Source organism: Embleya sp. L77, from assembly GCF_055557415.1.
Genome location: NZ_CM145710.1, coordinates 3,096,825 through 3,117,389 on the forward strand (window position 1 = coordinate 3,096,825; position 20,565 = coordinate 3,117,389).

The 20,565-nt window shown below is 69.4% G+C and carries 15 protein-coding genes; 12 read left to right on the forward strand and 3 right to left on the reverse strand.

The window, feature by feature from the left end; translation table 11 throughout:
- Nucleotides 1-210 precede the first annotated feature (210 nt).
- On the forward strand, nucleotides 211-2,997 hold the full coding sequence (locus tag ACZOOI_RS42955; protein WP_465282251.1) for a SpoIIE family protein phosphatase: 2,787 nt from the start codon (nucleotides 211-213) through the stop codon (nucleotides 2,995-2,997).
- A 222-nt stretch (nucleotides 2,998-3,219) separates the two neighbouring features.
- Here the strand turns inward: ACZOOI_RS42955 and ACZOOI_RS42960 are convergent, their stop codons facing one another.
- Nucleotides 3,220-4,797, reverse strand: coding sequence for an MFS transporter (locus tag ACZOOI_RS42960; RefSeq protein ID WP_465284164.1), 1,578 nt, complete (start codon nucleotides 4,795-4,797; stop codon nucleotides 3,220-3,222).
- 185 nt (nucleotides 4,798-4,982) lie between these two features.
- On the opposite strand from ACZOOI_RS42960, the gene ACZOOI_RS42965 reads away from it, so the two are divergent.
- The 3 genes from ACZOOI_RS42965 to ACZOOI_RS42975 all read left to right on the forward strand — a co-directional run bounded on the left by ACZOOI_RS42965 (nucleotide 4,983) and on the right by ACZOOI_RS42975 (nucleotide 7,295).
- A complete protein-coding gene (locus ACZOOI_RS42965) occupies nucleotides 4,983-5,810 on the forward strand; it encodes a TetR/AcrR family transcriptional regulator (protein ID WP_465282252.1) in 828 nt (275 codons plus the stop codon).
- Between the two features lie 320 nt (nucleotides 5,811-6,130).
- Entirely contained in the window at nucleotides 6,131-6,889 is a 759-nt protein-coding gene (locus ACZOOI_RS42970; protein WP_465282253.1) for a nuclear transport factor 2 family protein, read from the forward strand.
- A 16-nt stretch (nucleotides 6,890-6,905) separates the two neighbouring features.
- Complete coding sequence (locus ACZOOI_RS42975) at nucleotides 6,906-7,295, forward strand: MoaF-related domain-containing protein (RefSeq protein ID WP_465282254.1); 390 nt, start codon at nucleotides 6,906-6,908, stop codon at nucleotides 7,293-7,295.
- Here the strand turns inward: ACZOOI_RS42975 and ACZOOI_RS42980 are convergent.
- Nucleotides 7,252-8,175, reverse strand: coding sequence for an endo-beta-N-acetylglucosaminidase H (locus tag ACZOOI_RS42980; RefSeq protein ID WP_465282255.1), 924 nt, complete (start codon nucleotides 8,173-8,175; stop codon nucleotides 7,252-7,254). The genes ACZOOI_RS42975 and ACZOOI_RS42980 overlap by 44 nt on opposite strands.
- A 419-nt stretch (nucleotides 8,176-8,594) precedes the next feature.
- On the opposite strand from ACZOOI_RS42980, the gene ACZOOI_RS42985 reads away from it, so the two are divergent.
- From ACZOOI_RS42985 to ACZOOI_RS43015, 7 genes are all read left to right on the forward strand, one after another.
- Nucleotides 8,595-9,689, forward strand: coding sequence for a LacI family DNA-binding transcriptional regulator (locus ACZOOI_RS42985; protein WP_465282256.1), 1,095 nt, complete (start codon nucleotides 8,595-8,597; stop codon nucleotides 9,687-9,689).
- A gap of 435 nt (nucleotides 9,690-10,124) precedes the next feature.
- Nucleotides 10,125-11,423: an ABC transporter substrate-binding protein gene (locus ACZOOI_RS42990; RefSeq protein ID WP_465282257.1), complete on the forward strand. Its 1,299-nt coding sequence runs from the start codon at nucleotides 10,125-10,127 to the stop codon at nucleotides 11,421-11,423.
- A 72-nt stretch (nucleotides 11,424-11,495) separates the two neighbouring features.
- Nucleotides 11,496-12,371 carry a carbohydrate ABC transporter permease gene (locus ACZOOI_RS42995; protein WP_465282258.1) on the forward strand — a complete coding sequence of 292 codons (876 nt, stop codon included), beginning with the start codon at nucleotides 11,496-11,498 and terminating at the stop codon, nucleotides 12,369-12,371.
- Between the two features lie 170 nt (nucleotides 12,372-12,541).
- Nucleotides 12,542-13,345, forward strand: coding sequence for a carbohydrate ABC transporter permease (locus ACZOOI_RS43000; RefSeq protein ID WP_465282259.1), 804 nt, complete (start codon nucleotides 12,542-12,544; stop codon nucleotides 13,343-13,345).
- A gap of 75 nt (nucleotides 13,346-13,420) precedes the next feature.
- A complete protein-coding gene (locus ACZOOI_RS43005) occupies nucleotides 13,421-14,743 on the forward strand; it encodes a glycoside hydrolase 5 family protein (RefSeq protein ID WP_465282260.1) in 1,323 nt (440 codons plus the stop codon).
- 80 nt (nucleotides 14,744-14,823) lie between these two features.
- Nucleotides 14,824-17,871 carry an alpha-mannosidase gene (locus ACZOOI_RS43010; RefSeq protein WP_465282261.1) on the forward strand — a complete coding sequence of 1,016 codons (3,048 nt, stop codon included), beginning with the start codon at nucleotides 14,824-14,826 and terminating at the stop codon, nucleotides 17,869-17,871.
- A gap of 51 nt (nucleotides 17,872-17,922) precedes the next feature.
- Nucleotides 17,923-18,258: a hypothetical protein gene (locus ACZOOI_RS43015; protein WP_465282262.1), complete on the forward strand. Its 336-nt coding sequence runs from the start codon at nucleotides 17,923-17,925 to the stop codon at nucleotides 18,256-18,258.
- 90 nt (nucleotides 18,259-18,348) lie between these two features.
- On the opposite strand, the gene ACZOOI_RS43020 is transcribed toward ACZOOI_RS43015, so the two are convergent.
- Nucleotides 18,349-18,567 carry a type II toxin-antitoxin system HicA family toxin gene (locus ACZOOI_RS43020; RefSeq protein ID WP_465282263.1) on the reverse strand — a complete coding sequence of 73 codons (219 nt, stop codon included), beginning with the start codon at nucleotides 18,565-18,567 and terminating at the stop codon, nucleotides 18,349-18,351.
- 190 nt (nucleotides 18,568-18,757) lie between these two features.
- Between ACZOOI_RS43020 and ACZOOI_RS43025 the strand changes: the two genes are divergently transcribed.
- Nucleotides 18,758-20,029, forward strand: a complete 1,272-nt coding sequence (locus ACZOOI_RS43025; RefSeq protein ID WP_465282264.1) for a helix-turn-helix domain-containing protein — start codon at nucleotides 18,758-18,760, stop codon at nucleotides 20,027-20,029.
- The last annotated feature ends 536 nt before the right edge of the window (nucleotides 20,030-20,565 follow it).

A 20,565-nucleotide genomic window follows, 5' to 3' on the forward strand; every position in this document is an offset into this window, starting at 1 on the left:
ATATTTTACAATACGTAGAGATCATATAGGTGCGTAGAGAATCGAGCCGTAGCCGGATCCGACGGAAGGGCGGGACCGACGGTGGAGCTTGGCACCCCCACGAGCCGGGGAAGCAGTGCGGAGAAGGCGCGGACCGACAGGCTGTGCCTGCTTGCGGCTTTGGACGACCAAGCGACGGACACCGACGTATTGACTGCCGCGGTGCAGCACGTGACCGCAGCGCTCGGTGGCTTCGGCGCCATGGGACACCTGAGCGCAAGCGCCTCCCAGGGCCTGCACTTGGTCGCGAGCGGTGGACTGCCCCGGGCCGTCACCCGCAACTGGGAGGACATCCGCGTCACCGATTCGGTGGCTCCGGCGCGAGCCTTCCGGACCGGCGAATTCGCCTACGCGTCCACGGCGAACAGCCCGGCCCGCAACCCATCGGATCCGCCGCACCTGTCGCCTGCCGCGGACGTCTCGGCACGCTCCGCCATGGCGGCCGTACCGCTGTCCGGACCGGACGGACCGCTCGGCGTCCTGTCGGTGCTGCTCCCCGTGGCCGAGGTGCCCTCCGCCGAGCAACAAACGTTTCTCGAGGAGGTGGCCCGGTGGGCGGCGGAACGGCTGCGCCTGGCCCCGCCCACGCCGGACGGCGTGTCCCGCGCCTTGTTGGGGACAGCACCGGACCGCGCCCCTGGACGGGGACCCGGCGAGACCTCCACCGAATTCAAGTTCGAATTCGATGTACACGCGAACGAGGTCGTCCTCGACGAGCGGTTGCTCGACGCCATCGGCATCGACCGAGAGACATTCGACGGGCGGCTCGCGACCTTTGACGACTACGTCCATCCCGACGACCTTCCCTGGGTGATGGGAGACGTCGAACAAGCACTCCGGACCCGCGGCCGAGCGGATAGCGAGTACCGAGTCCGCCGTTCGGACGGGACGTACGCGTGGGTGCGCTTCCGCGGCCGGGCGGTCTCGCGCCGAGGCAGCAAGCCGACCCGTCTGGTCGGAACCATGTCGTACACCACGGACACCCATGCCGCGTTGGAATCGGTGGGGCATGCCCTGGCACACATGAGTGACGGCTTCCTGTCCGTGGACCGCGACGGGCGGATCGGATTCGTCAACGTGGCCGCCGAGCGCCTGTTCGGCCGACCGCGCGACCTGGTGGGACGGTCGCTGTGGGAGGTTCCCATCGTCCGGAAGGTGCCCTGGCTGGAGGAGCGCTCCCGCCGAGCCGCCGGCGCGGGAGTGCCCGACGGGTTCGAGGTGCCGTGGCCGGGCACCGATCGCTGGTACCACCTACGACTGGTCCCCATCACCGATGGACTCACCCTCTACATCACGGATGTCACCGAAAGGCGCCTGCGCGAGGCGGAGAGCGCCGCCGCCGAGCGCGCCGCCGCAGAGCGCGCCGCCTTCATAGCCCGGCTGACCCGCGCCCTCGCCGAGGCGGCGACCACCCGGGACGTGACCACCGCCGTGGCCGAGAGCGTCCTTCCTCCTCTCCAAGCCACCGGACTGGTCATCCTCGCCCTGGAAAACGACCGGCTGGACCTCGTCGGCTCCGTCGGCTACGCGTCGGCGGACCTCGACCGCATCCACGGCATGCCGGTCGACACGGTCCTGGAAGAGGTTCTGCACACCCACGCACCGATGTTCGTCGAATCACCCGACGACCTCACCGATCGTCATCCCGAGGCGGCGGACTTCCCGATTGCCGGAGGGAAGAAGGCGTGGGCCTTCCTTCCGTTGGTCGTCTCGGGCCGCGAGATCGGTGTCGTCGTCGTCTCCTTCGACCGCCCGCGACATCTCACCGAGGACGAACGGACCCTGCTGACCGTGTTCGGCGGCCAGCTCGCCCACGCGTTGGAGCGGGCCCACCAGTACGACGTGGCCACGACTCGCGCCCGTGACCTGCAGCATGCCCTCCTGCCCCGTGCCCTGCCCGCGCTTCCCGCGGTCACCGCCGCCGCCCGCTATCTGCCTGCCGGACACGGTGCGGACGTCGGTGGCGACTGGTACGACATCATCGGGCTGTCCGCCGACCGTGTGGCCCTGGTCATCGGCGACGTCATGGGCCACGGCATGCCCGAGGCCGCCACCATGGGCCGCCTGCGCACCGCCGTGCGCACCCTCTCCGACCTCGAACTGCCTCCGGACGACGTCCTCGCCCGGCTCAACGACATCGTCGGGGAACTCAGGGAGGAAACCTTCGTCACCTGCCTGTACGGCGTCTACGACCCGACCACCGAGGTCCTCACCTACGCCAACGCCGGCCATCTCCCGCCCGTGGTCGCCCGCCCCGACGGCAGCGTGTCCCTGCTGACATTCGACCCCGACCCCCCACTGGGGATCGCCGCCCCGCCCTTCGGCGTCCACGAGGTCCCCCTGCCCGACGGCAGTCACCTCGTTCTGTACACCGACGGTCTCGTGGAGACGCCGGGGCACAACATCGACGAGGGCCTGCGGCACCTCACCGAGGCCATCTCCGCCGCTCTCGCCGACCGCGGTGGGCCGGCCGGGGAACCCGACCCGCTGTGCAATGCCGTCACCGCGGCCCTGCTGCCGGCCCACCGTCGCACCACCGACGACACCGCCCTCCTCATCGCCCGCGCCCGTTCCCTCCCGCCGAATGACATCGCCGCCTGGACCCTCCCCGAAGACCCCACGGCCGCGGGCCAAGCCCGGCGCCATGTCCACGAGCAGTTCCGGATCTGGTGCTTGGACGCGGAACTGGAAATGGCCACCGAACTCATCGTCAGCGAGCTCGTCGGCAATGTCATCCGCCACGCAACAGGTCCGATCCAGCTGCGCCTGCTGCGCAGTCGCACCCTCATCTGCGAGGTCAGCGACGGCAGCCTGACCACGCCCCACATCCGACATGCCCGCGCGACGGACGAAGGTGGTCGCGGCCTCCAACTCGTCGCCGCCATGGCCCAGCGGTGGGGCACTCGCTACACCCTCGCCGGCAAATGCATCTGGACCGAACAAGCACTCGGCGGATGAGGGGTCAATGCCTCCGGGAGCCGACACTCCGGCGAGCCCGCATGGGCCGAGGCGGCGTCAGGCCGTCGTGGCGTGCGCGGGGCGGCGCCACCGGCTCGGGATCGGCGACGAGTACGCCTGCCGTCCGCATGCCTCGACCCGAAGGGTCGAACCCTTCGAACCCCTCGACCCCTCGTGCCCGCCGACCCCTCGAACCCGCCGGGCCGCCGGGCCTGAAGGACCTCATCCCATCGGTTCGCTCGTCGCCTCGGTCGCCGTCGTCCCGCCTTGCGCGGCGGCTTCGGGGGTTGTGCTCCGCAGCAGCATCCCGATCACGAGCGCCGCGCCGGTCAGCAGGATCGCGCTGACCACGGCAGTGATCCGCATCTCCCGGGTGAAGGCGTCGAACGCCACCTGTCGCAATGCCTCGCCGCTGCTCCCGGGCAGGGTCGCGGCGGTGTCGACGGCGGCGCCGAGCGTGTCCCGGGCCGCGTCGAGCCCCTGGGACGACAGGCCGTCGGGGGCATTGTCGGTCACCGTCGTTCGGTAGATCGCGGTGCCGATGCTGCCCAGTACCGCGATGCCGAGGGCGCCGCCGAATTCGGCGGCGGTCTCGGATATCGCCGACGCGGATCCGGCCCGCTCGGGCGGCGCGGAGGACAGGATCATGTCGGTGACCACCGCGACGACCCCGCCGATGCCGAGTGCGACGACGGTCAACGCGCCGATCAGATGACCGCTTCCGGAGTCGGTACGGATCAGCGCCAGTGCGACGTAGCCGGCGACGGACACCAGCAACCCCACGACCATCACGTTCGCGTTGCCGATCCGCGGCGCGAGCACCGTGGCCGCCGCGATGCCCGCGGGCATCACCAGGAAGGTCGGCAGCGACCACAGCGCCGCTTCCAACGGCCCCATGCCCAGCACGAGTTGCATGTATTGCGAGGTGAACAGGCTGTAGCCGACGAGGGCGAATATCGCCAGGGTTTCGGTGGCCAACGACACGCTGAACCTGCGGGAGCGGAACAGCGCCAAGTCGATCATCGGGTTGTCGATCACCCGTTGCCGGTACAGGAATCCGCCGCCGACCAGGGCCCCGGCGGCGGCGTAGGCCGCGGGGGCCCAGCCGAGACCGTGTTCCGCGGCCTGCTTGATGCCGTACACGATGCCGAGGACGGCGACGAGTGACAGGACGGCGCCGAGGATGTCGAACCGGCCGGGCTCGGGATCGCGATACTCCGGGAGCAACAAGGGGCCGAGAACGAGCAGCAGCAGCATCACCGGCACGTTGACGAGGAAGACCGAGCCCCACCAGAAGTGCTCGAGCAGCGCGCCGCCGATGACCGGGCCGAGCGCGGCACCGCCCGCGAAACCGGCGGTCCACACGCCGACGGCGGTGGCCCGCTCCTGGTCGTCGTGGAACATGTTCCGGATCAGCGAGAGCGTGGACGGCGCGAGTGTCGCCCCGGCGACGCCCAGCAGCGCGCGGGCCGCGATCAGTGTGCCCGGACCGGTGGAGAGGGCCGCCAGGACCGAGGCGACGCCGAAGCCGAGGGCGCCCGCGAGCAGCAACCGTCGTCGGCCGATCCGGTCGCCCAGCGTCCCCATGGTGATGAGCATTCCGGCCAGGAGGAAGCCGTAGGCGTCCGTGATCCAGAGCAATTCGGAACTGCTCGGTTCGAGGTCGGTCGTCAGGAACGGGAGCGCGACGAAGAGCACGGACATGTCCATCGAGACCAGTACGCAGGAGAGCACCAGGACCGCGAGCCCGATCCACTCCTTCGTTCCGGCTTTGTTCCGGGTTTCCGTCATCTCCACCATTCCCTGAGGCGTGTGCATCGGTACCTGTACATCGATGCGTACTGCGTACGTGTCGATCGCGTACAAGATACGCAGGGCACAGCGGCCCGCCAAGCTCTTTATAGGATGGGAAATTGGCGCCGACCCCGCCCGCGCCGCTAGAATTTCGACACACACCTTGACCCGTGACGAAAAGGAGGCACGCAATGGCGACGTGCGCCCGCTGCGGCAACGCGCTGGAGTCGGCCGAGCGGGGGAGGCCACGGCGCTACTGTTCCCGGGCGTGCCGGGCGAAGGCCTACCGGGCACGCCTGGCACAGGAGCCCGACGACACCGCGGCGAACCCCGACGCCCACGCAACGCACCTCACGGTCGAGGCCATCGTGCGCACCGGCATCGCGATCGCCGACGCCGAGGGGCTCGACGCGCTCTCGATGCGTCGCGTGGCGTCCGATCTCGACGCGGGCACCATGTCCCTGTATCGCTACGTGCCGTCCAAGGACGAGTTGGTCGCCCTGATGGTGGAGGCGGCGATGACCGAGGCGCCGCCACCCGATCCCGCCCCACGAGGGTGGCGAGAGGGGCTCGAATCCGCCGCCCACCGCGACTGGCAGCTGTACCGCCGGCACCCGTGGATCCTGCGGAACGTCATGGTGAGCACCCGGCTGAGGACCAGCCCCGGCATCGCGGCGGACAGCGAACGCACCTTCACGTCCTTCGACGGTCTCGACCTCGACCCGCGTGAGGCGTTCCGGTACGTCTTCATGATCGCCGCGTACACCCAGGGCGTGGCCATGACCCTGGTCGACGAGATCGAGGCCGAACGGCGATCGGGGCTCACCGCGGCGCAGTGGCGCAAGGCCGCCACTCCCTCGTGGGATTCGCTGTTCGAGTCCGGTGCGTATCCGCGCCTGACCCGCGCGATGCGCGCCGCCGGCGACTCATGGGACCTGGACGCCCTGTTCCGTTCCGGCCTCACCGGCGTCCTGGACGGCATCGCCGCGTCCCTGGCCCGGCGAGGCGAGCACGGTTGACCCCTCGGCAAAGTCCCGACACGGGAGCCGGAGAACGTCCGCGGATACGTCACCTCGCCCCGGCGATCGCGGAGCCGACCGGTCTTCCGGCACCCGGCGCCGGCCGCCGGCGCTGAAGGTCCGACGCGCGAGCAGGGCCATCCGAGTGCGGCGGGGCCCCTTCCGGGACGCGGGCCCCGGGGCGCCTTTACCCCGACCGCCTGTCCTGTTTCACCATATTTACACCTGAATGCACCGCTCGTCGGCGGTCGAATGCGGGGACACTGGGTGGCAGACCGGTGAGCCGCTTGACAGCGGAACCCGCAGATCGGAGTCATCCCATGAGCAGCAAGGACATCGTCACCCAGGCCGCGGAGGAACTGTTCGGCCGGAAGGACCCCGGCGCGGTCGACCGTTGGGTCGCCGCCGACTACCGCCAGCACAGCAGTCTGGCTGCGGACGGGCCGGAGGCGCTGCGTCGGCTGGTGGCGGGTCTGCCGGAGGGCTTCCGCTACGAGGCCGCCCGGGGGATCGCCGACGGTGACCTGGTCGCGCTGCACGGCACCTACCACGGCTTCGGGCCCGATCCTCTGGTGGCCTTCGACCTGTTTCGTGTGGACGCGGACGGCAAGCTCGCCGAGCACTGGGATGCGCTGACTCCCCGTGTGGCGGACACCGCCTCCGGTCGTACGCAGACCGACGGCCCCACCCGGCCCTCGGACCTCGACAAGACCGAGGCCAACCGGGCGCTCGTCCTGGAGTTCGCAGAAAAGGTCCTCAAGGGCGCCGACTACTCCGTCCTCGCCGACTACATCTCCACGGAGACCTACGACCAGCACAACCCGGAGGCAGCCGACGGCCTGGACGGCTTCGGCGCCGCCGCCGCGCGGTGGGCCGAGCAGGGCAAGAACCTGGTGTACCACACCGTCCACAAGGCGGTCGCCGAGGGCGACTTCGTCCTCCTGCAGTCCGAAGGCGAGTTCGGGGTTCCGGTCGCCTACTGGGATCTCTTCCGGGTCGCCGACGGCAGGATCGTCGAGCACTGGGACGTCGTCGCCCCGGTGCCCGCCGAGTTGCCGCACGCGAACGGCCTGTTCTGACCCGCCGGAGAACGTCGTGAGCACTTCGACCTACGCCGGGAAGACCTTCCGGTTCACCGTCGACAACGGCACGGTGTTCCACAACAGCTACGCGGCCGACGGCAGCGGGCTGCACTACGAGACCGTCGCCGGCCCCGGCACGGGCACGGTCGAGGACGTCGCCCTGCACGCGGCCGAGATCAGCCCCGGCATCTTCCTCGTGGGCTGGACCGAGCAGTCGGGCATGCATGATCAACAGAGGTGGGGAGACACCCCGGGCCGCGCCCTGACGTCGTTGTCGAGGGCGCGGCTTGCGCGGGTCGTCCTCCTACCGGATGCGACGAGCCCCGAGAGGGCACCATGCGCCGAGGCGCGCGGCCGCCCTACGGCGTGTAGACGGCGTCACTGCCGTACAACTCCCTGGTGAACGCGGAGACATCGGCGCTGCGATCGGTGCCGTCGAGGTTGTACGTGAGATACACGCCGTACCCCTCGCGGACGGTGCGGCGGGCGAGGCCGGCGGCCGTGCTCTGCGAGGTTCCGCCGATCTCGACGGCCGCCGGTGAAAGCTTCGACTTGGGCAGGGCGATGCCGGGGACCCGCCAGGTGCCGTAGTACGGGTTCCAGGCGTAGTCGAACTTGGCGGAGATGTCGACGCCGCCGTAGGAGAGGCGCGATGCTGACGGGCCGATGTTGTAGAGGCTGATGATCTTGTTCGGCATGTTCGCCCGCAGTGCCGTCACCAAGTGCACGAACGAGCTGCTGTTGGGCCGGCCGGTGCCGTTGTTGCCGTACTCGGCGTACTCGTCGTCGAAGTCGATGCCGTCCAGGCCGTACCGGGTCACGGTGTCCGACAGCTGGGTCGCGAACGCCGAAGCCGCCTGCTGCGAGGGGAAGTTGGCGAAACCCGCGCCCTGGTGGTTGCCGAGCACCGAGAGGACGACCTTGATGCCCTTCCGCTGCAACGGCCGGACCTCGGTGGCAACGTTGTCGAGAACGTGCTGCACGTTCTCGTTGAAGTGCAGATACGCCGTCTTCGTGTCCGTGTTGTAGTTGATGTTCGCTGCGAAGATCACGGCTACGTCGAAGACGTTGCCGCCGCTGTTGGCGAGGGTGTACTTGCCCACGTTCAGCATGCTCTGGTCGTTCACCTCGACGTACGCCACCGAGGTCGGTCCCTGCTTCATGGGGGCGGGGGCGGGGGCCGCTGCCGCGCCGGTCGGGGCGGTCGCGCCGAAGGCGAGGGCCGCGATGGTCGAGAGCGCGAGCGCGGCTGTCCGCACCCTGTGTCGTAGCAGTTTCGACATGGTCGATCGATCTCCCGTCGTAGGAGTCGGCGCCCGACCTGTTCGGAAGCGCCGAGTGAGCCGGTGGTGTCGCGTCGCCCGGTCGGGTTGCGTCACGCCGCACCGAAGGGGGAAGGCGTGGTCCGACCCCCTGGTCGAAGGGTGCTCAGGGGCGGTGGGCCGCCACCTCGGTCGCGGTCGACGGAGCCGAGGATGTCGCCGATTCCGGGGGACCCGGCGGGGCCGCCGGGCTGGTGCGGATGAGCCGAACGTCAGATTGGCGGCTGCCATCGGGGCTGTCAACGGTTTCTTCCGCACCAATTCGCCGATGCCGACAACAGGCGAGGTGGGAGCGGGGAGGCCACTCAACTAATTCGCTTTAGTTCCCGCCAGGTCAAGCGCATTACCCGGGTGATGCGGCTGGGGGTAGGCTTCCCGCCATGGATGCCACGGACCCGCCGGAGCCCGGTCGGCGGAGGCCGGCCCGCCGTCCCACGATGAAGGACATCGCCCGGCGGGCGGGTGTGTCGGAGAGCGCGGTCTCCTTCGCGCTCAACGACCGTCCCGGGGTCTCACCCACGACCCGTGAGCGGGTTCGACGAGTGGCCGAGGAGCTCGGCTGGCGGGCCAGCACCGCGGCCCGGGCCCTGTCCGGCGAGGGCGCGGCCACCGTGGGCCTGGTCTTGGCCCGGCCCGCGCGGACGCTCGAAGTGGAGTCCTTCTTTCTGCAACTCGTCTCCGGTATCCAGGAGTCGCTTGCCGTCCGCCACCTGGGACTGCTCTTCCAGGTGGTGGAGGACGTGGCCGAGGAGTGCGCGGTCTACCGCCGGTGGTGGGCGGAGCGCCGGGTGGATGGTCTGCTCGTCGTCGATCCGAGACTGGACGACCCGCGCCCGCGGCTGCTCGACGAACTCGGCCTGCCCGCCGTCGTCATCGGAACGCTCGCCACGCACACGCCCGCCTACCCGGCCATCTCCACGGTATGGGCGGACGACGCGGCCGCGATGGCATCGATCGTCGGACACCTGCACGGGCTCGGCCATCACCGAATCCTGCACATCGCGGGCCTGCCCGCACTGGTGCACACCCGGCGCCGGGTGGAGTCGCTTCGGGCGGAGGCGGCCCGGCTCGGCCTGGTCGACGTCACCTCGGTGCCCACGGACTACTCCGAGGCCGAGGGCGCCGAGGCCACCCGCAGGGCCCTGGAAGCACCGCTGCCCCCGACGGCGATCGTCTACGACAACGACATATTGGCCATGGCGGGCCTCGCGGTCGCGGTCGAGAGCGGGCTGGTGGTGCCGCGGGACCTGTCCATCGTCGCCTGGGACGACTCCGTCTTGTGCCGTACCGCGCATCCGCCGCTGACCTCCCTGGTCCGCGACACCGCGGCCTACGGCCGCCATGCGGCGGAGCAGCTCCTGCGCCTGCTGGACGGCGGCCCGGCGAGCGTGGTCCCGGACCCCCTGCCCACCCTGGTGGCTCGCGGCAGCACGGCGGCGCCCCCCGGAGTTCGGCGGGTTCGACCGCGCGGTTGAGGCGGGGCCGAGCCCGCCGCGGGTCCCGCGCCTGCCGGGGCCCGATCGGCGCTCCCGCGGCGCCCGCCCCCGGTGCGTCCGGCGGCCCGGGGATCGGCTCGCCCCGGATCGGCGCGGTCTCCCGGCTCGTCGCCGTAGGGGCTTCGCATCTTCCGGGACGGGACCCGCGGCAGGGCTGCCCGCGCGCGTCACGGCGTGGTCCCGACGTGCAGGCAAGACGGGTCGGCGAGACGGGATCCTCCATGGCCGCGTCTTGACACGCATTCCGGGGTCGTTCCATAGTTTCGTTCACCGGCTATAGCGCTTTAGTTTCTCTCCGGGTCCACCTTGTAAATCCTGCGTCCCGTTGTGGTCGACGCTTTCTGCAGTGTTTTTCGGGCACAGCCCGGCATCCCCATGCACCGCCCTTTCGGTCCGACGAGAAAGTTGGCGCTCATGCACTTCAGACTCAAGTTCGCGGGGACGCTCGCCGCGGTCGCGGTTCTGCTGCCCCTGGCCGGTTGCGGTGTCGGCGGCGGTGACAAGCAGGCCGACCACAAGACCGTCGCCACGGACGCCCCGCTCAAGGGCTCGGTGACGTTCCAGACCTGGTCGCTGAAGAACGACAAGTTCACGCCCTACTTCACCGCGCTCATCGCGGACTTCCAGACGAAGCACCCCGGTACCACCATCAACTGGATCGACCAGCCGGGGGACGGATACTCGACCAAGGTCAGCAGCCAGGTGACCAGCGGCAGCCTTCCGGACGTCGTCAACCTGCCGCCCGACATCGCCCATTCGATGGCCAAGGTGGGCGCACTGCTCGACCTGACCAAGAACGTGCCCACACTCTCCGCCGACTACGTCAAGAGCGGCCTGGACGCCTACACGTTCGCCGACTTCGCGAACGCCACCTACGGACTGCCCTGGTACCTCGGCACGGATGTCAGCTACTGGAACAAGGCCATGCTCACCCGCAACGGGCTCGACCCCACGAAGCCGCCGAGGACCTTCGCGGACCTGGTCGCCCAGGCCAAGATCATGCACGACAGGTCGGGCGGCAAGGACTTCCTGATGAGCCGCGCGCCCGGCCTCTCCGACATCGTCAACTCCGGTACGAAACTGATGACCGCCGACGGGAAGAGGTTCGACTTCAGCACCCCCGCCGCCCAGGCGATGCTGGACCAGTACACCAAGGCGTTCGAAGCGGGCTACCTGCCGTCCAACGTGCTCAACGACACCTACGAGGGCAACTCGACGCTGTTCTCCAAGCAGCAGGTGGCGTGGACGACGGGCGCCGGCAACTACATCAACAGCCTCGCGCAGACCAACCCCACACTCGCCGCCCAGGTCGTCCCCTCGCCGTCCCTGGACACCCCACCGCTGTACGTGCAGGGCATCTCCGTCGCCGCGAAGAGCAAGAACCTGCCGCTGGCGCTGGCATTCGCCAGGTTCGTGACGGACAACGCCAACCAGACGGCCTTCGTCAAGCTGGCCCAGGGTTACCTCCCCGGCACCGCCGCCGCGGCCGCCGACCCGGTGTACAGCAGGAGCGACGGCACACCCCAAGGCGACGCCACGGCCCTCGCGTACCAGGGCATGCAGCACGCCGTGAACTTCACGCCCCCCGGGTGGACGGACGCGATGAACACCTACCTCAACCAACAGATCGCACTCGCGATGACCGGGAAGCAATCGTCCAAGCAGGCGCTCGACAACGCCGTCACCAAGGCGAACCAACTGCTCAGCGACTGACACCCGCCCCGTGCGCCGTCGGCGGGTGCCTTCCCCCTTGCCCGCCGGCGGTCCCGGACCCATGAGGAGATCATGAGGCCCCACCGCTGGTACACGCCATGGCTGCTGGTTCTCCCCGCGTTCGCGTTCCTGGCCCTGTTCAGCCTGTGGCCGGCGGTCAACACCGGGGTGCTGTCCTTCACCAACGTCCACACCCTGACCGGCGGGCACTTCGTCGGATTGCGCAACTACCACCGAATACTGGACGACCCGCAGCTACGGGACGCCCTGGTCAACTGTCTCGTCTACGTCGCGGTCTGCGTTCCGCTGCTCACCCTGCTGCCGCTGCTTCTCGCGTTGCTGGTGGAGCGGAACCTGCCGTTCATGGCGTTCTTCAGAACCGTCCTGTACTTCCCCGTCATCGCCTCGGCCGTGGTCGTCGCGCTCATCTGGCAGTGGCTCCTGGACGACCGCGGAATCGCCAACGGACTGGCGCAGCAGGCGGATTTGATCCACTCCGCGATTCCGTTCCTGACCGGCAGGTGGCTGCTGCTGTTCAGCGCCATCGCCCTGACGGTCTGGAAGGGCCTCGGCTACTACATGATCCTCTACCTGTCGGCGCTGGGACACGTGCGCCGCGAGCTGCACGAGGCGGCGGCGGTCGACGGGGCGGGCCCGGTGCGGCGGTTTTGGTCGGTCACCGTCCCCGGGGTCCGGGGCACCATGCTGCTGGCGTCGATGCTCGTGACGGTGTCGGCCATGCGGGTCTTCACCGAGCTGTACATCCTCGGCGGCAGGACCGGGGGCGTCGGCGGCCGGGACGTCTCCGTCGTCATGTTGATCCAGCAGTCCGTGTCCGGCAGCGACGGCCGAGTGGGATACGCCTCCGCGCTCAGCGTCCTGTTGTTCGTGATCACCATCGGGCCGATGGCACTTCTGGTCCTGCTCAACCGGAGGGCAGAGCGCTGAGCACCATCCACGAACACGCGGATCGGGCCGACCACGCCGATCACGTCGGCGGCGCATTCGTTGCCCGCGCCACCGAGTCCGGGAGCCGCCCGAGGTTCGCCGGCCCCGCGGGCCGCCGCCACCGCAGCCGGCGCTCACGCGCCTTCGGCCGGACCACCCCCGCCGGCCTGGTGGTCCGCTACACGACACTGCTGTTCGCCACGGCAATCACGATCGGACCGCTGTTGTGGGAGCTGTCGACCTCGCTCAAGAGCAAGAGCGAGGACGTCTACGCGGCCACGCCGCAGTTCCTGCCGCAGCACCCGACGTTCGACAACTACGGCGAGGTCGCCCGTACGATCCCGGTCTGGCACTTCGCCGCCAACTCCCTGGTGGTCGCCGTCCTTTGCGTGGCCGGGAATCTGATCGGAGCCACCTTCGCGGGATTCGCCCTGGCCCGGCTGCGGTTCCGGGGCCGGGGACTGGTGTTCGGGTTGTTCCTGTCCGCCCTGCTGCTTCCGGCCGAGGTCACGATCATCTCCCAGTTCCAGACCATCACCCGTCTGGGCCTGGGGGACTCGCTGCTGGGGGTGGCCCTGCCCGGCATGATCGGCGTGCTGAACGTACTGCTGATGCGGAACGCCTTCCTGTCGATCCCGCAGGACATCGACGAGGCCGCGGTCATCGACGGCGCGACCGTCCTGCAGCGGATCCGTTTCGTCGGTCTGCCGAACGTCAAGGGCACGCTGGCCGTGATCGCGATCCTGACGTTCATCGGCGCATGGGACGACTTCCTGTGGCCGTTGCTGGTCCTGCAGACACCGTCCAACCTGACGCTCACCGTCGGCCTGTCCTACCTGAAGAGCACCTTCTCCGCCGATCCGCGGACCATCGCGGCCGGCGCGATGATCGCGCTGGTGCCCATCCTCGTCCTGTTCGTCTGCCTGCAACGGCTCTTCTTCAAGGGCGTCGGGGAGGGCGCCGTGAAGGGCTGAGCCAGGTACCGCGCGGGTTTTCGCCCATCACCCCGGCGGCCACACCGCCCCTTGCACGGAGGAAGCTTCGCGCCCATGCCCGAGTCCCGGCACGTCTTTCCAGGGTCCGCAAGGCCCGCAGCCCCCACCGCGCCGACTCCCGCGGCCGCTTCGACGACACCGCGCTTCGGTGTCAACTACACCCCCAGCGTCGGCTGGTTCCACCACTGGTTGGACTTCGATCCGGACGTCGTGCGCGCGGATCTGGACTCGATCACAGCGCTGGGGATGGACCACATCCGGGTCTTCCCCCTGTGGCCGCTGTTCCAGCCGAACCGGACGCTGATCCGGCCGCGTGCCGTCGAGCACTTGGTGGCGCTGGCGGACGCGGCCGGCGAGCGTGGGCTCGACGTGAGCGTGGACGGACTCCAGGGGCATCTGTCCAGCTTCGACTTCCAACCCTCGTGGCTCCAGACATGGCACCGGCGCAACATGTTCACCGACCCGCAGGCGCTCTCCGGCGAGGAGGAGTATCTGCGGACCCTGGCAGCGGCCCTGGCGGATCGTCCCAACTTCCTCGGCATGACGCTGGGCAACGAGACCAACCAGTTCTCCGGCGACCCGCACCCGGACCCGGACCGGATCAGCTCCGAGCAGGCCGCGGCATGGTTGGAGCGCATGCTCGAGGCATGCGAGACCGGAGCACCGGGCCGGTTCCACCTGCACTGCTCCTATGACGCGGCCTGGTACCTGGACGACCATCCCTTCACCCCGGCCCACTCGGCCCGCATCGGAACCGCCACGGCGGTCCATTCCTGGGTCTTCAACGGCACCGCGCAGCGCTACGGCGCGAAGTCGACGGCGTCCGACCAGCACGCCGCGTACCTGATCGAATTGTCGAAGGCATGGTCGGCCGATGCGCACCGGCCGGTGTGGCTGCAGGAGGTCGGCGCTCCGGCGCCTCACATAGCGGCCGCAGATGCCGCCGACTTCACCCGCAGGACCATCGAGAACGCTCTGGACTGCGAAGACCTGTGGGGTGTCACGTGGTGGTGCTCGCACGACATCGACCGCGCGTTGGCGGACTTTCCCGAGGTGGAATACAGCCTCGGACTGCTGACGCACCACCGGGAGCCGAAGCCGGCCGGTCTGGAGATCGCCAAGATCGTCGACGAGGTGCGCCGGCGCGGTCACGAGCCGCAGCCGCGTACCACCGCCCTCGTCCTCGACCTCCCCGACACTGTGACCGCGCGCTCGACCTGCGGCCCCGGCGGCGCGTACTTCGAAGCGTTCATGCGCCTGGCCGGAGACGGCGTGCGACCCACCACCGTGCTGGCCGAGCGTGTCCGGGACCAGACCTATCTGGACGCCCGAGGGGTCACCGAGATCGTGAGGGTGGGGGATGTCACGGCACGTTGACCGTTGCCCACCCGCCGCCGAACCTTCCTGCCCGCCCAGTTCCCGGCCACACAGCCGCCACCGATTTTGGAGCCGCAGCGATGCATGATGACCGGTCTTTGGTCGAAAGCCGCCTCAAGCGCGTCCTGGAGGAGCGCGTCATACCCGCGATCTACCCGGAGTCGGTGCCTCTCCGGATCGGAATCTGGGTCGCGCCCGGCGAGCCGGTGCCGGTGGCCGAGGGGCTGGCCGCACCGCGAACCCCCATCGAAACCGGGGCGAAGTGGGGCGCACCGTGGGGGACGAGCTGGCTGACGGTTTCCGGGACCGTGCCCACCGCATGGGCCGGGAAGACCGTCGAGGCGCTGATCGATCTGGGCTTCGACAAGAACATGCCCGGATTCCAGTGCGAGGGCCTCGTGTACCGGCCGGACGGTACCCCGGTCAAGGGCCTCAATCCGCGCAATCAGTGGGTACGGATCGCTGCGCCTGCGGTCGGTGGGGAAGAGGTGTTGCTGCATGTCGAGGCCGCCTCCAACCCGGTCGTGCTCGACTACCACCCCTTCCTGCCGACCCAGCTCGGCGAGAAGGAGACCTCCGGGGACGAGCCTCAGTATCGGCTGCAGCGGATCGACCTCGCGGTGTTCGACGAGGACGTGTGGAACCTGGTGCAGGATCTCGAGGTGCTCGGTGAACTCATGCTGGAACTGCCCAAGGACGCCGGGCGCCGATACGAGATCCTGCGGGCGATCGAGCGGTCGTTGGACGCGATCGATCTGCAGGATGTGAACGGCACGGCCGCCGCGGCGCGGTCGCAGCTCGCCGGGGTCCTGTCCGTGCCGGCCGGCGCGTCGGCGCACCGACTGAGCGCAGTGGGGCACGCGCACATCGACTCGGCCTGGTTGTGGCCGCTGCGGGAGACGGTCCGCAAGGTCGCCCGGACGACAGCGAACATGACCGCACTGCTGGATGACGAACCGGACTTCGTCTACACGATGTCGCAGGCCGCCCAGTACGAGTTCGTCAAGGTGCACCGGCCGGAGGTGTACGACCGGGTGAAGAAGGCGGTCGCCGCCGGCCGTTTCGTGCCGACCGGTGGCATGTGGGTCGAGTCGGACACGAACATGCCCGGCTCCGAGGCCATGGCGCGGCAGTTCGTCCACGGCAAACGATTCTTCCTGGACGAGTTCGGCATCGAGAACGACGAGGTATGGCTGCCGGACACGTTCGGGTTCGCGGGCGGATTGCCGCAGATCATCAAGGCCGCAGGCAGCAAATGGCTGCTGACACAAAAGATCTCATGGAGCCAGATCAACAAGTTCCCCCACCACACGTTCCTGTGGGAGGGGATCGACGGAACACGAATCTTCACGCACTTCCCGCCGATCGACACCTACAACTGCTCGATGCACGGCCGCGAAATAGCGCACGCGGCACGCAACTTCAAGGACAAGGGTGTCGCCAGGCACTCGATGGCCCCGACCGGCTGGGGCGACGGCGGGGGCGGCACCACCCGGGAGATGATCGCGAAAGCCGCCCGGATGCGTGACCTGGAGGGGTCCGCGAAAGTCGTCTGGGAAAAACCCGCGGACTTCTTCGCCAAAGCGGAGGCCGAGTATGCGAACCCGCCGGTGTGGGTCGGCGAACTGTACCTGGAACTGCACCGCGCGACACTGACCAGCCAGGCCAAGACCAAGCAGGGCAACCGGCGCAGCGAACACCTGCTGCACGAGGCCGAACTGTGGGCCGCGACCGCCGCGGTACGAACCGGTCACGCCTACCCGTACGAGGCTCTGGACCGCATCTGGAAAACGGTGCTGCTGCATCAGTTCCATGACATTCTGCCGGGCTCGTCGATCGCGTGGGTGCACCGCGAGGCGGAGGCGACATACGCGGTGGTCGCCGCCGAACTCGACGCCATCATCGATGCGGCGCAGTGTGCGTTGGCCGGCGATCCGGCCTCCGGCGGCGTCATCGCGTTCAACGCCGCACCGCACACGCGCGGCGGTGTCGCCCCCGGAGCCGGCAGCCGGGCCGCGGACAGGTCGTCCGGGTGCAGTCTCTCCACGCGGGACGACGGCCGATTCGTGCTGGACAACGGACTGATCCGAGTGACCGTGGACGAGCGCGGACTGGTCACGTCGGTCTACGACATCGCCGCCGGGCGCGAGTCGCTGGCTCCCCGACAGCCCGGCAACCTGCTCCAACTGCACCCGGACTTCCCGAACATGTGGGACGCGTGGGACGTCGACAAGTTCTACCGGAACACCGTGACCGACCTGACCGACGCCGACGAGGTGACGGTCACCCTGGACACGGACGAGGCCGTCACGGTCCGTGTGGACCGTTCGTTCGGATCCTCGAAGGCCGTCCAGACGCTCACGCTCACCGCCGGGGCCAAGCGCCTGGACATCGAGACCGAGGTCGACTGGCACGAGACCGAGAAGTTCCTCAAGCTGGCATTCCCCCTCGACATCCACACCGAACGCTACGCCTCCGAGACGCAGTTCGGACACCTCTACCGACCGACACACACCAACACGAGCTGGGAGCACGCCAAATTCGAGGCATGCAACCACCGCTTCCTGCATTTCGACGAACCGGGTTGGGGCGTGGCACTGGTCAACGACTCGACCTACGGCCACGACGTCACCCGGACCGTGCGTGAGGACCACGGCACCACCACCACGGTGCGGGCCTCACTCCTGCGCGCGCCACGTTTTCCCGACCCGGAGACCGACCAGGGAACGCACCGCTTCCGGCACGCGCTGGTGCCCGGCGCCGGCATCGGCGACGCGGTCCGCGAGGGTTGGGCGATCAACCTGCCCGAGCGCCGCATACCGGGCGACACGGAGGTCGCGCCGCTGGTGGGTATGGACAACGACGCCGTGATCGTCAGCGCCGTCAAGCTCGCCGACGACAAGAGCGGCGACGTCGTCGTACGGGTCTACGAGGCCCGAGGCGGCCGGGCCGAAACGCGCCTGACGGCGGGATTCCCCCATGCCGGCGTCGCCATCTGTGACCTGTTGGAGCGCCGGGTCGCCGACAGCGAGGGACCCGAACTCGTGGCGGACGGCGCCGTCCGCCTGAAGCTGCGCCCCTTCGAGCTGGTCACCCTGCGATTCACCCGCCGCTCGACCGGTGCCTGAACCGCCGTCGAGCCGGACAGCTCCCTGAACGTCCGGCTCGACGGCGGCCCCGTGTTCGGCGAACTCGTCTCCCCCTCGCGGACGACCGACACCAAGGACTGGACCTCGGTGGACAACATCTGGTTCGAGGACCAAGGGATGTCGGATCGTGCTGAATTCCCCCTCGCGACCGGCCATTCCCGCGGACGGGGACATTCAGAGGCGGTGTTCGTCGACGGGCGTCGAGAACCTCGCCGGTGGCTGCGTCGGGTCACCGATGTCGTCACCGGAGTCCGGCCCGACATCCGGCTGTTCCCGACTCGAGCGCCGTTCGGCTCGCCCCTGGACTGCTCGGCCGTTGTCGTACCGAAATCGTCGACCACCAGGGGTCGTTCCGGTGGTGAGTAGCTCGTGTCCATGATGTGGTCGAGGCCCGGTTCGTCGAGCGCGTTCTCCGGCTCCGGCTTGTCGTCCGGACCGTTGGCGGTGTGTCGGCGGTCAGGACGGTCGTGATGCCTGGCGGAGTATGCGGTGGTAGGTGCCCTTGGCGAGGCGCTTGTGGTTGGGGACGACGATCGTGCGGCCGAGGTCGTCGCGGAGCTTGCAGTGGGCGGCGACGTGGACCAGACGGAAGCCGTGGTCCGCGAGGTATCGGATCAGCTCGGCCGCGGAACACGGGTGTCCGGGAGGTTGTCCCGTTCGGGCTCGTCGGGTCATGGGCGTCCTTTTGTCGGACCGGTGGCGGCAGACGGCGCGACCGGGAGAGGTGGGGCGCCGGTGTCTCCAGTGAGCCGGTCCGGGTGCGTCCGGATCGAGCCGGCCGGACGGTTTCGGTAAACACGGGACGGTTCCGGACGCGTGGGGGCTAGGCTCCGGACGGATCCGGACACCCTGGGGGGACGCGATCGTGAATGACGACGCCGACCGGTCGACGGCGGAATTCGCCGCTTGGCTGCGCAAGATCCACCGAGAGCACGGCAGGGGCATGTCGATGCGTGCCCTCGAACAGGCCACGGCCGCGGCCGGTTTCCGAGTTCCGCGGTCGACGATCTCGGCCTCGCTGAATGGCACGAACCTGCCCACGTACGACAACGCCATCGCGATCGTGCAGGCGATGAACGGGGACCCGGCGCTGGTTCGCGAATGCCGCGAACGCTGGATCGCCGAACGGGCCCGCAGAGCCGGCGACACCCCCGCCGCCGCGGACCCCGCCCCGGTGGGCACTCGGACCGCGATGCCCGAGGACGGTGCCACGGCCGAGTCCGAACCCGGGTCGACACCGCCCCCACCGCCGGGTCCCGATCCCGCGCGGCCGGGCGGAACGGGCCTGCGTCGCGGCCTCGTTCCGATCGCAGCCGCGGTGCTGGTCCTGGTGCTCGTCGGTGTCGCGGTCCACGCCCGACTCGAGGATCGTTCCCCGACGGGAACGCGGGCCCACACGCCCGGTCCCGGCGATGTCGCGTCGCCGCCGGCCCACCCGGACTTCGCAGTCTCCACACAGTTGATGCCGCAGGACGACAAGGGCCTGAGCGCCGTGTCCCGGGACGACTTCCATCCGAGTGCCGCGCAGCGGGAGGTCATCACCACGCCCTACTCCGTGGGCCGCCCGGAGGTCGCGCGGGTGATGGACGAGGCGGGGGCGATCACCCTGGACTCCGTCACGGTCGGCCTCACCCTGACCGGTGACGGCGGCCACGACGTCAACATCGTCGACATACGACCCGACATCGTCGAACGCTCCGCACCCTGGTCGGGCACCTTCTTCTGCATTCCGCCCCAGGCGGGGAATCCGACCCTGCAGATGGTCTTCGACCTGGACAGTCCGCAGCCGATCGCCCGGCTGACCGAGACGCTGATGCCCAGCCCCGGAAGACCGAAAGGACCGTTCTTCAACGAGAAGACCATCACGCTGAAGAAACACGAGCAACAGATCGTCGTCGCACGGGCGTTCACCACGCGCAATCAGGTCGCCTTCCGCCTGCGCGTCACCTACATGCTGGGCAGGGTCCGCAAGGAGGTCGTCGTCGACGACGCCGGCCGTCCCTTTCGTGTCACCGCGCTCAATCGGGCCGGCGCGGGCGAGGTCTCGTACCGAAGGATCTACGCGTTGGCGAGCGACTACTCCCTGCGCGAAGTCGGAACCGGCACCATGCCGACCTCCCGGGCCTGCCATTCCTGAGCGGTCGCACGGCCGAACCGGGCGCCCGGGCCCGCGCCGCGCACCGCCCGAACCGACAGGAGCCCCCCGCCCGTTTGCCGCCCGACCGGTACCGGCGTGGGCCGCTTCCGCGTTTCCGCTCAAGCTGTGCCTGGCCGCGTCGTTCGACGGCACGGCCTGGTCCGGGACGTTGCGCAACGACCGGCGCGAGCTGGACCTCGTCGCCGTGCGCTCGGTCTACTACCGCCGTTCGACCCGACCGCGGTTCCCGGCCGACACGTCGGCGCCGGCGCGGCGGGTTGCGGAGCGTGAGGTCCGCCTGTCCGCCTGGGCTTCGGCGGGATCCTGGCCGCGTTGCCGTGCCGGTGGTTGCCGCCTCCGGGTCGGGCGGAGTCGCTGATCACCGAGGTCGACGGCGTCCACGCCGAACACGCCCCGCCCGAAGGTGTGTCCGGGGTGCCGACGTCCTCGTCGGCCGCGCCGGACCTGATGGCCGACATGCTCGACGCCCTCGACCCCGTCCCGGGTGCCCGTACGCTGGAGATCGGCACCGGCAG

Coding starts and splice junctions, on each gene's coding strand:
- ACZOOI_RS42990 (WP_465282257.1), top strand. CDS start 10,125: ATGCACTTCAGACTCAAGTTCGCGGGGACGCTCGCCGCGGTCGCGGTT.
- ACZOOI_RS43005 (WP_465282260.1), top strand. CDS start 13,421: ATGCCCGAGTCCCGGCACGTCTTTCCAGGGTCCGCAAGGCCCGCAGCC.
- ACZOOI_RS42970 (WP_465282253.1), top strand. CDS start 6,131: ATGAGCAGCAAGGACATCGTCACCCAGGCCGCGGAGGAACTGTTCGGC.
- ACZOOI_RS43010 (WP_465282261.1), top strand. CDS start 14,824: ATGCATGATGACCGGTCTTTGGTCGAAAGCCGCCTCAAGCGCGTCCTG.
- ACZOOI_RS42960 (WP_465284164.1), bottom strand. CDS start 4,797: ATGGTGGAGATGACGGAAACCCGGAACAAAGCCGGAACGAAGGAGTGG.
- ACZOOI_RS43020 (WP_465282263.1), bottom strand. CDS start 18,567: ATGACCCGACGAGCCCGAACGGGACAACCTCCCGGACACCCGTGTTCC.
- ACZOOI_RS42980 (WP_465282255.1), bottom strand. CDS start 8,175: ATGTCGAAACTGCTACGACACAGGGTGCGGACAGCCGCGCTCGCGCTC.
- ACZOOI_RS42995 (WP_465282258.1), top strand. CDS start 11,496: ATGAGGCCCCACCGCTGGTACACGCCATGGCTGCTGGTTCTCCCCGCG.
- ACZOOI_RS42985 (WP_465282256.1), top strand. CDS start 8,595: ATGGATGCCACGGACCCGCCGGAGCCCGGTCGGCGGAGGCCGGCCCGC.
- ACZOOI_RS42965 (WP_465282252.1), top strand. CDS start 4,983: ATGGCGACGTGCGCCCGCTGCGGCAACGCGCTGGAGTCGGCCGAGCGG.